Genomic DNA, 14,273 nt, shown 5'->3' on the forward strand with positions numbered 1-14,273 from the left:
ATCTCCCAAATGTATTCCTCTCAAAAAAACAAAGAAAAAATGGCAACAATAATAACGATTTAGTTTTCCTTAATTGTCAATATACAAATTCTAACGAAACCATAAATAATAGACAACACGCAACCAATAAAATAAAAGTATATTTAAATTGCATCAAAACAAAAAAACAATAACTAAATAATATTTAAGAATATCTTAATACACAATTATCCAATGAATACATATAGTTAAAAGCGCCACATAAACAATAAATTTGACATTGATAACTTGACGCGAAATAAAATTCACAAAACAGATATGTCTCACAAAAAACATTCACCCGTAGAACATTTACATAATTAAATACACGGATAAAATATATTTGTCTGTAATGACATTTTTTAACAAGGATATTTCAACATGAAATTAAAGTTAATTGCTTTATCCCTGGTGCTGTCTGCAGCATCGTCTTCAGCATTTGCCGCACTAGATGGTGGTCAGCTGAATTTTGCCGGTCTGGTTAGTGATAACACTTGTACGCCACACGTAAACGGTGGCAGTCAGGATGGTCAGATACAACTTAATACCGCAGTTTCTGCCGATATTACAGCTGGTGTTTCAGCGACAGCGCCTGGTGTGCAGCCGGAACCTTTCTATATCACCGTCGACTGTGGTGCTACTTCAGCAAACAAGAGTGCAAAGCTGAGCATGGCATCTACCTTTTTCAGCAATAACAACGGCACGCTGAACAACGATGACTCCATCACCAGTCCGGCAACAGGTGTTAACCTGGCTATCCACCAGGTTGATAACTCTGGTGCAAACCTGACGTACGACCAGGTCAAAATCAACGATCCTAGCGATATTCAGACCGCAACAATGACAACCGGCATCGCGAAATTTAACTTCGTCGTTTCCTATGTCAAAGAGTCAAATGCAGTGCCAGTGACTTCTGGTTACGTGAAATCAAACGCCGCTTATACAATCACTTACGAGTAATAAATTAAATATTTAAGGGAGTAACTTCTCGGCTAAAGATTACTCCCTCTTACTCACGACCATAAAGGAACTACGATGACCAGGACGTCTCGCTCTCTCTTTTCATTATTCTCTGCCGTATTGAGTTTCGCGGTTATTTTCCCGGCACAGGCAGATATTGTTCTTTCCGGTACGCGCATTGTCTATAAAGAGTCCCAAAAAGATGTGACTATTCGTCTGGAAAATAAAGGCTCCAGCCCGGCGCTAGTACAAACCTGGCTGGATGACGGTGAGCAAAATGCCGATCCCAGCACGATCAATGTTCCGTTTAATGCCACACCTCCCGTTGCACGTATCGAACCTGGTCGCGGGCAAACGGTGAAATTAACATATACCAATAGCATCTCTTTGCCAAAAGATCGCGAAAGTATTTATTGGTTTAACGTTCTGGAAGTTCCACCCAAAATCAACGAGGCGGGCTCTAAAGATAAAAATATCTTACAACTGGCATTCCGTACCCGAATAAAAATGTTTTATCGTCCTTCAGGTCTTACTGATATAGCTTCTGACGCACCGAAAAAGCTGCAATGGCAATTACGCAATAAAAATGGTCAGGCCGTCGTGCATGTCATTAACCCCACAGGATATTTCGTCTCATTTAACAGCATAAGCGCCATCGTAGGCGGAAAGAAATACAATATTAAAAATTCAATGATCGCCCCTAAAAGCGAATCTGAACTTAGTGTAGCCGGATTAAACGGCAGTCCCGGAAAAGCCACTATCGATTATATTGCAATCAGCGACTTTGGTGGTCCTATTAATGGGAAGGTGGAGATTTAATATCTGTAATTTTATTTCTGGATACGTCAATGAAACAGCCGTCAAATAAATTAAAAGTAACGTTCCTTGCACGGTTTGTTATGTTTGTTGCATTTTCTGGCAGCATCGATGCATGGGCTGAAAACGAAAAACTGGAATTTGACAGTTCCTTTTTGATGGGACCGGGATCGAGCAGCGTCGATCTTAGCCGTTATTCTGACGGTAACATCATTTCACAGGGTATCTATGATGCCAGTGCCTACGTCAATAACGAATTGGTGAACTCACTGAAAGTTGAGTTTATTGAAACTGGAGATAAACGCGCTACCAGGATCTGTATTACCCCCAAAATGCTCAGTCAACTGCACATCCGCCTACCGGATGAGATCCCAGCAGAAGCCGTGTGGAAAAAAAGAGAAGAGAGCATCGACAACTGCCTCGACCTGACGAAGACAATTCCGCTGTCGACAGTGCATTATGACGGAGGGGATCAGCGTCTGGATATCGGCGTCCCACAAATGTGGGTACAGAAAGGTTTTGCCAATTTCGTTGACCCATCATTGTGGGACAATGGTATTCCAGCAGCCATGTTGTCATACAATCTCAGTGCCTGGAAAAACGAAAATGACTACGGTACCGAAGATAGCGTGTATGCGGGCTTTAACGGCGGCATCAACCTTGGTGCATGGCATTTTCGCGCGCAGGGCAACTACTCATGGCAGAAAGACGGCAGCAGCGAAACTGAATTTCAAAATCGTTATGTTCAGCGGGATATCGCCGCCCTGCGCTCTCAACTGGTGATTGGCGAGTCCGGCACCAGCGGTGAGAGTTTCGATACCGTCAACTTGCGCGGCGTTCGTCTGTACAGCGAATCACAGATGCTACCGCCGCAGCTTGCCAGCTACGCGCCAACTATCCGTGGTGTTGCCAAAAGCAACGCCAAAGTCACCATTACGCAAAACGGCTACAAAATTTACGAGACCACAGTTCCACCGGGGCCGTTTGCCATTGACGATCTGTCACCGTCTGGTTATGGCGCCGACTTAGAGGTCACCATCACCGAGGCTGACGGCTCGAAACATACCTTTAGCCAGGCCTTCTCGTCGCTGGTGCAAATGATGCATCCTGGCGTCGGCAGCTGGGATATTAGCGTGGGCCAGGTAAATGACGATAGCCTGCATGATGAACCCGGCCTCGCACAGGGGACGTTTTACTACGGCTTTAACAGCACCTTTACCGGTTTTAGCGGCATTCAGGCCACTGACAATGGTTATTTAGCCGGACTGCTGGGCGTGGGCATGAACACCCTCCTCGGCGCCGTATCTTTTGACGTAACCCAATCACAGGCCGAGATCCCCGACGACAAAACCTACCGTGGGCAGAGCTACCGCGTATCGTGGAACAAATTTTTCGTGCCCACGGATACTTCATTGAACATCGCGGCCTATCGCTATTCCACCCAGGATTATCTGGGGCTAAGCGATGCGCTGAGCATTATTGACGATGCCGAGTACAAAACCAGCAATAACGCTCGCAGCATGAATAACTTTTCGCGCATGAAAAATCAGTTCACCATCAGCCTGAACCAGAGCCTGAAAAGCGATAATATCAACTACGGCTCACTCTATCTGACTGGCAGTTGGGCTGACTACTGGGTAACCAATGATTCACGCAGCAGTTTTTCCGCAGGCTACAGCAACAGTATCGGCTGGGCTACTTATAGCGTAAACCTGCAGCGCACCTACGACGAAGACAATAAACGCGACGATTCAGTCTACCTGAGCGTAACGATTCCGTTGGATAAACTACTGGGCACCGATCGCGATAGCGGCGGCTTCCGCACTCTGAATAGCAGCATCAACAGCGATTTCAACGGCGGCAACCAGTTCAACACCAGTGCCAGCGGCTACAGCGCAGACAACCGCTGGAGCTATAGCGTCAGTACTGCATATAACATGGAAAAAGAGGATAAAGACCTCTCTACCATCAGCTCCTTCATCAGCTACGACTCCAGCTACGGCAATATCGCCGCCTCGGCGTCAGCCAGCAACGATAGCTCACGCCAGTACTCCTTAAACACTGACGGCGGCTTTGTGCTGCATAGCGGCGGCTTAACCTTCAGTAATCAAAGCTTTGGCGACAGCGATGCGCTGGTCGTGATCGACGCGCCCGGTGCGCAGGGGGCTCGCATTGACTATGGTAACAGCACCATTGACCGCTTTGGCTACGGCATCGGCAGTTCACTCACACCGTACCGGGAAAATATTGTCTCGCTCGACATTGATGATCTGAATAACGACGTCGAATTGAAGAATACTAGCGCCACCGTGATCCCGCGGCGCGGCGCGGTAGTCGTCAGCAAGTTCGAAACTGACCAGGGAAAATCTGCGATTATCAATCTGTTACGAAGCGATCGCCAGCCCGTGCCGTTCACGGCAGAAGTCTACGACCTGAACAATAACCTGTTAGGTACAGTAGGTCAGGGTAGCCAGGCTTTTGTACGCGGAATCGTTGAAAGTGGCGATCTCGAAGTACGCTGGATCCAGCAGAACCAAACGCAGCGCTGTCGTTTGCACTATCAGGTCGACTCAGGCAACGAAAAACTGCTCGGGAAAACCATCGTCCTGAGCGCTGTGCCCTGCAAAATGCAATAGATTACGAGGATAAAGAATGAAAACACACCGCGTAGTCACCCCGTCAACGCTCGTTATTGCTCTGCTGGCACCGCCAGGCTTTGCTTCCACTCAAGGTTTAAGTCTGGATTTCACCGCAGTAATTGAAGAGACAACCTGCGTAATGAACATCTCCAGCCTCAGCAACGCAACACTCAGCGGCAGCGGTACACAGTATCAACTCACCATTCCGAATATCGGTATCGCGGAGCTGCTTAACGTTACCGCCAGTACTGAGGGCAGCTTCAAACTGCAGCCGAAAGAGTGTAACAACGAAATCACCTCTCTGACGATGACAGTACAAGGCACCACGCTGACTGGCAGCGAGTATATGTTGCAAAACGCGCTGAACAGCAATAATGCGGAAAATGTTGGTCTGGGCTTTAAACCGAAGGGCGGCGACGAAAACAGCCGCTTTAAGCTCAACGGCGCACAAAATATTACCTGGAGCCAAAGTCAAATCGCTGACGGAATGGATCTGAGCGCTTTCTTCCGCCGCGCCAGCACCTCGCTGACCCCAACGCCCGGCGACTTTCAGGCCAAAGCAACCTTTACGTTTACCTATGAATAGCAGAGAGGCTGGACTGATGCGATATCTGTTACCGCTGTGTACCGCACTGGCGGTGCTCCTCAACATTTCCCCGGCCCTGGCGGGCGTAAACTCGCTGGAATTAACGGTTTCCACCACCATTACGCCCTCAACCTGCCTGGCCACCCTGCACGACGAAAGCGGCACGGCAAATGCGGTTGTGGATATGGGTGACGTCTATATTCCGCAGATCGTTAATAAGAGTAAATCGCGCGCCTTTTCACTGGTGTTCAGTGACTGCGTCGGGCTTGCCAAAAAACAGGCTACCGTCACCCTGACTGCCAAAACCGGCTGCGACGGTGCCTCCGGCGGTGGTAACGGGTTTCGCAACGCGCTCAACGGCAGCGATGACGCCGCAGGTGTTGCGGCGGAAATCTGGGCGGGCGCCCCCCCTGAAGCCAGTGGCAGCAAACAGCTGCGTTGCGCCAGCCCGGCGCAACAGCTTATCGATCTGGTCGAAGCCAGCGATACCACCACCATCGTCTGGCCCCTCAGTGCCCGTATCGTGCTGGCCTCGGGCAGTACGATCACCGATTTACACACTGGCTCATTCTCGACTCAGGGCATGTTCACTATTTCTTATGAGTAAATTGTGATGAGTAAATTATTGCGCAGCGTTGCGGCTTATGGCTTATGGCTTATGGTGCCCCTGAGCCAGGCCGATACCGACGTCGAAATCAAAGCCAACGTCGTCAACACCAGTTGTCAGATCTCGGTCGACAACAACGGGCTGGTCAGCCTCGGCACCAGGGGCATCGACTATTTTGCCAACGGCGTGACGGCAGAAGACCCTTACCAGGGCGGCAGCACCTTCTACGTGCACGTAAAAGAGTGTATGCCGGTCAGCGGCAAAGCTCCCTCAAAGCTAACCGTCTTTTTTTCGCCGCTGTCCGGCAGCTTCGCCACAGGCTCGACGCAAATTTTCGCCAATGATGACACCACTGGTGCGAAAAACGTCGGGGTGGTGATTTTCTCAGTTAACGACGCCAACAACGTATACAACGTGATGAACACCGACGGTACGCCACGTAGCAGCTTCGACGTTACCGCCGCCAACTACGCTGACAGCCGCTATTCGTTTTACGCCCGGATGCAGCAAATACAGTCCGGCCAGTCCATCGTTAGCGGCCCGGTAAAGTCCAGCGTACTGGTGTCGGTGTATTACGAATAATAAAAGGATAATGATTATGAGAAGGAATACACCAGGGCAATATCGTAAGCATAAAGGATGGCAGACAACGCTTTCCATTATTTCCCCCGCCCTACTGTCAGCTCTGATGTTAATTTCTGCCGAGTGTTTCGCCCAGACGCAAACTTATGTATTAGGCGAGCATCAAGAGAACTGGATGTACGGAGGGCCAACAAGGGATGGTACGAAGAAATTCATTTACCCCACCGGGCGCACCGTCTATTTTAGCCGTACCACAGAACTGGCCCCCGCTAACGTGACGATAAACTGGAACGCCAACCACGGCTCCAGCACTGAGGACGATAGCCTTTTTTGTAACGTTTCCGCACAGGGCACCGGCAACCCGTTATCTCTGGAATCGGGTCTCGTTTCTGCGGGAAGCTATGGCGGAGTAGAAATTTTCAAGACGAATATTACCGGGCTCTACTTCTCTCTGGCGCTACGCAGTTTCAGTGCATATACACATAAAGTTGACGCTATCTCTAACCCATTATCCATCCGAAGTGGGGTAATGCATAACGCGTTGACGCTATCAGACGCTGATGGCTGTGGTGGGCCTAATGGACCGGATAAGAACCCAAACTCAACAAATTACTACACGTGGGGTGGATTAGGGTTTTATGCGGCAATTACATTTTATACCGATCAAACCTATACCCCCAGCAGTTCAACAATCAGTCTGCTCAAAACGGGCAATTATCATGTGCGTATCTGGAATGAAAACCCTGGCGCAGGAATTACCGGTTATTACCAGAATGTGACCTTCGATATCAGCGCCGTCACCGTCGCCGAACCCACCTGTACCACCCAGCCGGTCGCCAGCGGCAGCAGCGTCAGCGGCACCACCGTTAATTTAGGCAGCTACAGCCCGAACGATATCATCAATGGTGCAACCGCCGTGCCGTTTGCCATCAAGCTGGCAGGCTGTAAGGGGCTGCGCAATATTAACGTCACGCTCGCGTCCACCACCGTCGCAACCGATACCACCCTGCTCGGCAACATGCTCACCCTCAACCATGCCACTGGCGTGGGGCTGGAAATTCGCGGCGCAGCCAATAACTACAGCCCGCAAACGTTGATGATTCCGAATGAATCCACCTCGGTATATAACGATCAGCGCAACACCTCCGGGGATGACAACATCTATGGGGCCAGCGAAAACGGCAAGGTACAAACCCATACGCTGAATTTCCTCGCCACGCTTAAGCGCGACAGCAATCAGAAAATCGGCTCTGGTAACTTTAAGGCCAACGGTATCTTTACCATCGACTACCCTTGATAATTGTTCATACCCCCCTTTGTGGGATTTCCCCACAAAGGGCTAACGTTCCCGCCCCCCTTCCCCTACAATGCGCCTATTGCATTCATACAATCTATGACCAACAGGGGTTATGATGAAACCAACCACCATCGCCTTGCTGCAGAAATACAAGCAGGAAAAGAAACGCTTCGCCACCATTACCGCCTACGACTACAGCTTTGCCAAACTGTTCGCCGACGAAGGCATCAATGTGATGCTGGTCGGCGACTCGCTGGGCATGACCGTTCAGGGACATGATTCCACGCTTCCTGTGACCGTTGAAGATATCGCTTATCATACCCGTGCCGTCCGCCGTGGCGCTCCTAACTGTCTACTGCTTTCCGATCTCCCATTTATGACGTACGCCACGCCGGAACAGGCGTTTGAAAACGCCGCGGTGGTTATGCGTGCGGGCGCCAACATGGTCAAAATTGAAGGCGGCGCGTGGCTGGTTGATACGGTGAAAATGCTCACCGAACGCGCCGTACCGGTTTGCGGCCATCTGGGGTTAACCCCGCAGTCGGTGAACGTGTTTGGCGGCTATAAAATTCAGGGCCGCGGCGATGCCGGACAAGTGCTGCTGGATGACGCGCTGGCCTTAGAAGCCGCTGGCGCTCAGCTGTTGGTGCTGGAGTGCGTGCCGGTTGAGTTGGCGAAGCGCGTCACTGAAGCACTGTCTATTCCGGTTATCGGTATTGGCGCAGGTAACGTCACAGACGGGCAAATTCTCGTCATGCACGATGCGTTTGGCATTACCGGTGGTCATATCCCGAAATTTGCGAAGAATTTCCTCAATGAAGCAGGCGACATGCGCGCCGCAGTGCGGCAGTATATGACTGAAGTGGAGTCCGGCGTTTACCCGGGCGAAGAACACAGCTTCCATTAATTTATCCGCCAGCACGCCATTACGCCGGATGGTGACGCTACGCGCCTTATCCGGCCTACATCTTCACGCGTAGGCCTGATAAGCGAAGCGCCATCAGGCATCGTATTTAAGGAGTCTTGTTGTGTTAATTATTGAAACCCTGCCGCTGCTGCGCCAGCATATTCGTCGTCTGCGTCAGGAAGGTAAACGCATCGCACTGGTTCCCACCATGGGAAATCTGCACGACGGCCATATGAAGCTGGTCGATGAGGCAAAAGCCCGGGCTGATGTGGTAATCGCCAGCATTTTCGTCAACCCGATGCAGTTTGACCGACCGGACGATCTGGTGCGTTATCCGCGCACACTGCAGGAAGATTGTGAAAAGCTGAACAAGCGCAAAGTCGATTATGTTTTTGCACCAGCCGTTGAGGAAATCTATCCACAGGGTCTGGAAGGCCAGACTTTTGTTGAGGTTCCCGGTCTCTCCACCATGCTGGAAGGTGCCAGCCGTCCGGGCCATTTCCGTGGCGTTTCCACTATCGTCAGCAAGCTGTTCAACCTTATCCAGCCTGACCTCGCCTGCTTCGGCGAGAAAGATTTCCAACAGTTGGCGCTGATCCGCAAAATGGTGGCGGATATGGGTTATGACATTGAGATCGTTGGCGTGCCGATTATTCGCGCCAAAGACGGCCTGGCGCTTAGCTCACGTAACGGTTATCTGACCGCAGAACAGCGTAAAATTGCGCCGGGTCTGCACAAAGTGATGAATAGCATCGCAGAAAAACTGATTGCGGGTAATCGTGAGTTGCAGGAGATTATTGCTATTGCCGAGCAGGAGCTGAATGAAAAAGGCTTCCGCGCCGACGATATTCAGATTCGTGATGCCGACACGCTGCTGGAGCTGACGGAAACCAGCAAACGCGCGGTGATTCTGGCTGCCGCCTGGCTGGGTCAGGCGCGTCTGATCGATAATCAAAGCGTTACATTAGCCCAGTAGACAGGGGTTAAAAATCGGGCAATACTGCCTGAGAATTTCTCAAAGCAGGCCAGTTTCGTCTGCTTAGCCAAGGTAAACGACAGGGTATAGAAGTTATGATTCGCACCATGCTGCAAGGCAAGCTCCACCGCGTAAAAGTCACGCAGGCGGACCTGCATTACGAAGGCTCCTGCGCCATCGACCAGGATTTCCTCGATGCCTCAGGTATTCTGGAAAACGAAGCTATTGATATCTGGAACGTAACCAACGGTAAACGTTTCTCAACCTATGCAATTGCGGCTGAACGCGGCTCCAGAATCATCTCGGTGAACGGAGCAGCGGCGCATTGCGCTGATGTTGGCGATATTGTAATTATCGCCAGCTTCGTCACCATGTCTGACGAAGAAGCCCGCACCTGGCGTCCGAAAGTGGCCTATTTTGAAGGCGACAACGAGATGAAGCGCACCGCGAAAGCTATTCCGGTACAGGTTGCCTGAATATATATAGCTCATTCACTTAACTATCATTATAGTGAATGAGCTCCTCCTCACAAATTATATTACCAACTCAAATATCAATTACCTATATAATCACCCCCCATATTTCATATGTAATTGATTTAAGAAACTCTTAATACCATCTGTAGATTTAATCACCCCCGAGCTATTTAGTTTTCAAAACAACGATAATAAACTCACACTCGAAATAACATTTCAACCTAAGCAGATATATTTAACGATATATTTGCACATTATTGTATTCAAAATATGGATATTAAAATGTCTTTAAAAAAAATAAGTATGGCTGCTGCGGTAGCAATGGCTCTGAGTGCAGGTTCTGCAATTGCTGCAACCCCTGATACAGGTACTATTACTTTCCACGGTATGGTTTCCAATAACACCTGCCAGGTTTCTCTGGATCAGAAAATCGACCAGAGCGGTAACGACTTCGACGTTACTCTGGATACCGTTTTCGTAAAAGACTTTGCAAATGCGCTGGGCGCATCCAGCACCCTGGGTGAGAAGAAATTCAACCTGTCTCTGACCGGCTGTGACCCAGATACAATTAAAAAGGCATCTGCACAGTTCAAGTCATGGGCAGGTACTACTTCTTCTGACTCCGGTCTGCTGATTCCACCATCAAATGCTGAAGGCGCTGCTCAGAACGTTAACCTGGTGCTGAGCAACGATGGTAACTCTGCTACCGATCAGATCAAAATTGACCAAACCAACAACACTCAGAAAGTAACCATCGATGGCGCCGGTACAGGCAACCTGTACTACAAAGTGGCTTATACCCAGGGTCAAAAATGGGATGCAACAAATAGCCCAGTATCTGCTGGTACCGTGCAGGCACAAGTTGCCTTCACTATGATTTACGAATAATACTTTCGTATTTCATTAAAGTAATGAATCCCCCAGCCTGACTGGGGGATTATCAATATCATTCCAACAGGAAGTGGAAAATGTATAATAAATCTGTATTTAAAGGATTAAAAACGGCATTATTTTTAATACCATGTCTGGTCACCTTTCAGGCAAGCGCTGATATTGTTATTTCTGGTACACGAATTGTTTATCCTCAGTCTTCTAAAGATGTCATCGTCGATCTCGACAACCGAGGTAATAAACCTCTTTTGGTTCAAACATGGTTAGATGACGGTCGTGAAGACGTTGACCCTCAGGAACTTAAATTACCCTTTGTGATCACCCCACCAGTATCACGCATCGATCCGAAAAAAGGGCAGTCTGTGCGTATTACCTACATGGGTAAACCGCTGCCACAGGATCGCGAATCACTCTTTTGGTTTAACGTATTAGAAATCCCGCCAAAATCAAAAGCAAAAGACGGTGAAAGCCTCAACCTACTTCAGTTGGCATTCCGTACACGTATTAAATTCTTCTTCCGTCCAGAAGGATTAAAAGGTTCTCCTCTCGATGCCGCAGATAATGTCACCTGGACTCAGAAGACAGAGGGAAATAATGTGCAACTTATTGCACATAATGCGTCACCGTATAATGTCGCTATCTCCGCTGTAAAACTGAAAACCACGCAAAAATCCTTTGAGGTTGAACATAAATCAATTCTGCCGTTTAGCGATATAGCCATGACCATCAAAGGATTATCGTCAACGGCCTCTGGGAACGTGCTGTTTGAAACGATTAACGATAGCGGCGGTGTTGATAAACATGAAGCCATAGTGAAATAGTTCTTATTAATTAATAAAACATTATAGCCTTCACTCCGCGGATAGCTTCTGTCCGCTATGATTAAATGGAACTGCCATGTTGTTTCGACGCTCTCTACTCTGCATTGCTATTAATGCGACATTATCGTTGCATGCATATGCAGAAAATAAAGTCCCCGTTGAAAACACGACTGAAAGTGAAGAAGCGGTCGAGTTTAACGATCAGTTTTTACTGAATGGCGGTACAAATATTGACGTTAGCCGTTTTGCACGTGGCAACCCTGTTGCTCCAGGGACATATCGTACCAAGATCAGTCTTAACAATAAGTTAAAATCAACAACGGATATAACATTTAAAGATAACGGAACGCCACGCGCGACACCTTGCATAACGAAGCTGTTGTTAACACAAAGCGGTATTGATCTCAGTGAACTCGATGACTCTGTGGACAACGAAGATAATGAAACATGCATTGATATTAAAACATCTTTTTCAGGTGCAACGACGAATTACGACAGTGGCAAACAGATCTTAGATCTCATTTTTCCGCAAATCTATATCCTCAAGCGCCCTGAAGGTTACGTCGATCCTTCGCTGTGGGAAGATGGTATCCCAGCCGCGCTGGTGTCTTATGACATCAACGGCTGGCATAGCGAAGGTAACGGTACGACATCTGAAAGTGCTTATATGGGCCTGCGTTACGGGCTCAATATGGGAGCATGGCGTCTGCGTTCACGGGGCAACCTGGCATGGGACAAGGATAACGGCAGTAAATACTCCAGCCAGGATATTTATCTGCAACGCGATATCACCGCCCTTACAGGACAGTTTGTCATCGGTGACTCCTATACGCGTGGCGAAGCTTTCGATTCGTTGAGCCTTCGCGGAGCACGTATATACAATGACGACCGTATGCTGCCAACAGGCTCGACCGGTTATGCACCGGTTATCCGTGGTACGGCGAACAGTAACGCCAAAGTCTCTGTTGTGCAGAGCGGCAATAAAATCTACGAAACATCTGTACCACCGGGACCTTTTGAAATTAATGACCTGAGCACAACAGGTTATGGTAACGATCTTATCGTCACGGTCGAAGAATCTGACGGAAGTAAACGTACGTTTACCGTTCCATTCTCTTCCGTCACTCAGATGCTGCGCCCTGGCTCAGCACGCTGGGACTTTGGCGTGGGTGAATTAAATGACGACTCACTCGCTGAAAGGCCCAAAATAGGTTACGGCACGCTCTACTACGGTATAAACAATACCTTCACAGGCTATGCTGGCGTGCAGTACAGCGATATGGACTTCTACGCAGGCATCGCGGGCCTGGCGATGAATACCACCCTGGGTGCATTTGCGTTTGATATCACACAATCGCATGCCGATATCGAGGGCCTGGATACGCTCACCGGTAAAAGTTATCGATTAACGTACAGTAAACAGATTGAACAAACGAACACCTCCTTTAACGTAGCGGCTTATCGTTTCTCTACAGAGGATTACCTAAGTTTGAATGACGCTGCACAACTGCAAGACAGTGTTAAGCAGCAGAAATACGCCAACCGTAGCTATGAATCAAATAATGCACTGTATGACGACTATCAGCGCACCAAAAACCAGATTCAGCTCAGTATCAACCAACCGCTCAAAGCAGGTGAAAACGATCTCGGTTCCCTGTTTATCAATGGGACATGGCAGGATTACTGGAACGGGGTAGGGTCAAATTCCGACTACAACATCGGATACAACAATAGTTTTACTTACGGTAGCTACAGTATTTCTGTTCAACGCTCTTACGATCAGGACGAGAAAAAAGATGACAGCATTTATGTAAATCTGAGCATTCCGTTAAGCGTTTTCGCCAAAGACAGTACTCATAGCGGTGGCTTCTCTAATATTAATATGGGATTACGTTCCGATCTTAAAGGCGGTACCAGCTTTAACAGTTCTGCCAGTGGCAATACAAAAGACAATGAGGTCAGTTATTCCATCAGCACTGCGTCTAATAGCGGTAATTATGGTGATACAAACCAACTCAGTGGATTTACATCCTGGAATAGCGGCTACGGCCCATTAGGCGTATCAGCTTCATTTTCTGACGATAATAGTAAGCAATATTCCGCAACCTATAGTGGCGGCATGGTATTGCATTCCGGTGGTATTGCGTTTGCACCAGGCAGTATTGGTGATAATGACTCCATCGCACTCGTTAAAGCCAGCGGGGCTACGGGTGCAGGCGTGGGATATGGTAACGGTAAAATTGGCGACTCAGGCTACGGAATTTTACCGTATATGTCTGCCTATCGTGAAAATAGAGTCTCTCTGGATATTAGTTCACTGGAAAAAGACGTAGAAGTGAAAAATACCACAGAGACTACCGTACCTCGCAGCGGATCCGTTGTACTCATTAATTTCGAGACCGATGAGTCACGCTCTTTAGTATTAGAACTTCAGCGTAGCGATAAAGGTTTTATTCCTTTAGGCGCAGATGTCATGAATGAGAAAAATGAATCCGTCGGTACTGTAGGACAAGCCGGACAGGCTTATGTACGCGGAATTGAAGATCAAGGTGTTCTTCGCGTGGTATGGGGAAATGAAAACAATAGTGAATGTACCGTTCACTATAACATTTCAGGAAATACCACAAAGGCAGGGCTCACAACAGTCCTGAGCAACCAAGTGTGCCAAATGTAATTTTTAGGGAAAATAAATGAGAG

The 14,273-nt window shown here is 48.5% G+C and carries 13 protein-coding genes; all 13 read left to right on the top strand.

The features are described 5' to 3' along the window. Nucleotides 1–399 precede the first annotated feature (399 nt). The 13 genes from OGV98_RS19655 to OGV98_RS19715 all read left to right on the top strand — a co-directional run bounded on the left by OGV98_RS19655 (nt 400) and on the right by OGV98_RS19715 (nt 14,250). Nucleotides 400–978 (top strand): fimbrial protein, encoded by a 579-nt coding sequence (locus OGV98_RS19655; RefSeq protein ID WP_044712898.1) that lies wholly within the window; start codon nt 400–402, stop codon nt 976–978. A 75-nt stretch (nt 979–1,053) separates the two neighbouring features. Continuing rightward, the gene (locus OGV98_RS19660) at nt 1,054–1,797 is read left to right on the top strand and encodes a fimbrial chaperone (RefSeq protein ID WP_044712899.1); all 744 of its coding nucleotides are present in this window, start codon (nt 1,054–1,056) and stop codon (nt 1,795–1,797) included. Nucleotides 1,798–1,826: 29 nt separating this feature from the next. Continuing rightward, a complete protein-coding gene (locus tag OGV98_RS19665) occupies nt 1,827–4,430 on the top strand; it encodes an outer membrane usher protein (protein ID WP_279279037.1) in 2,604 nt (867 codons plus the stop codon). 16 nt (nt 4,431–4,446) lie between these two features. Continuing rightward, complete coding sequence (locus tag OGV98_RS19670; RefSeq protein WP_044712900.1) at nt 4,447–5,019, top strand: fimbrial protein; 573 nt, start codon at nt 4,447–4,449, stop codon at nt 5,017–5,019. A 16-nt stretch (nt 5,020–5,035) separates the two neighbouring features. Beyond that, nucleotides 5,036–5,626, top strand: a complete 591-nt coding sequence (locus OGV98_RS19675; RefSeq protein WP_223232870.1) for a fimbrial protein — start codon at nt 5,036–5,038, stop codon at nt 5,624–5,626. A gap of 6 nt (nt 5,627–5,632) precedes the next feature. Next, nucleotides 5,633–6,208 carry a fimbrial-like protein gene (locus OGV98_RS19680; RefSeq protein WP_202580772.1) on the top strand — a complete coding sequence of 192 codons (576 nt, stop codon included), beginning with the start codon at nt 5,633–5,635 and terminating at the stop codon, nt 6,206–6,208. A gap of 16 nt (nt 6,209–6,224) precedes the next feature. Then, the gene (locus OGV98_RS19685) at nt 6,225–7,505 is read left to right on the top strand and encodes a fimbrial protein (RefSeq protein WP_160319814.1); all 1,281 of its coding nucleotides are present in this window, start codon (nt 6,225–6,227) and stop codon (nt 7,503–7,505) included. 115 nt (nt 7,506–7,620) lie between these two features. Next, on the top strand, nt 7,621–8,412 hold the full coding sequence (gene panB, locus OGV98_RS19690; protein WP_044712906.1) for a 3-methyl-2-oxobutanoate hydroxymethyltransferase: 792 nt from the start codon (nt 7,621–7,623) through the stop codon (nt 8,410–8,412). Between the two features lie 121 nt (nt 8,413–8,533). After that, nucleotides 8,534–9,388, top strand: coding sequence for a pantoate--beta-alanine ligase (gene panC / locus OGV98_RS19695; RefSeq protein ID WP_003018638.1), 855 nt, complete (start codon nt 8,534–8,536; stop codon nt 9,386–9,388). A gap of 95 nt (nt 9,389–9,483) precedes the next feature. Continuing rightward, nucleotides 9,484–9,864: an aspartate 1-decarboxylase gene (gene panD, locus OGV98_RS19700; RefSeq protein WP_003018640.1), complete on the top strand. Its 381-nt coding sequence runs from the start codon at nt 9,484–9,486 to the stop codon at nt 9,862–9,864. A 282-nt stretch (nt 9,865–10,146) separates the two neighbouring features. Beyond that, on the top strand, nt 10,147–10,752 hold the full coding sequence (locus OGV98_RS19705; protein ID WP_044712908.1) for a fimbrial protein: 606 nt from the start codon (nt 10,147–10,149) through the stop codon (nt 10,750–10,752). 80 nt (nt 10,753–10,832) lie between these two features. Then, nucleotides 10,833–11,576, top strand: a complete 744-nt coding sequence (locus OGV98_RS19710; protein ID WP_071685447.1) for a fimbrial chaperone — start codon at nt 10,833–10,835, stop codon at nt 11,574–11,576. Nucleotides 11,577–11,652: 76 nt separating this feature from the next. Next, nucleotides 11,653–14,250, top strand: a complete 2,598-nt coding sequence (locus tag OGV98_RS19715; protein WP_286551966.1) for an outer membrane usher protein — start codon at nt 11,653–11,655, stop codon at nt 14,248–14,250. Nucleotides 14,251–14,273 lie beyond the last annotated feature (23 nt).

The organism is Citrobacter sp. Cf136, from assembly GCF_030333815.1.
In the GTDB taxonomy this organism is placed as follows: Bacteria; Pseudomonadota; Gammaproteobacteria; order Enterobacterales; family Enterobacteriaceae; genus Citrobacter; species Citrobacter freundii.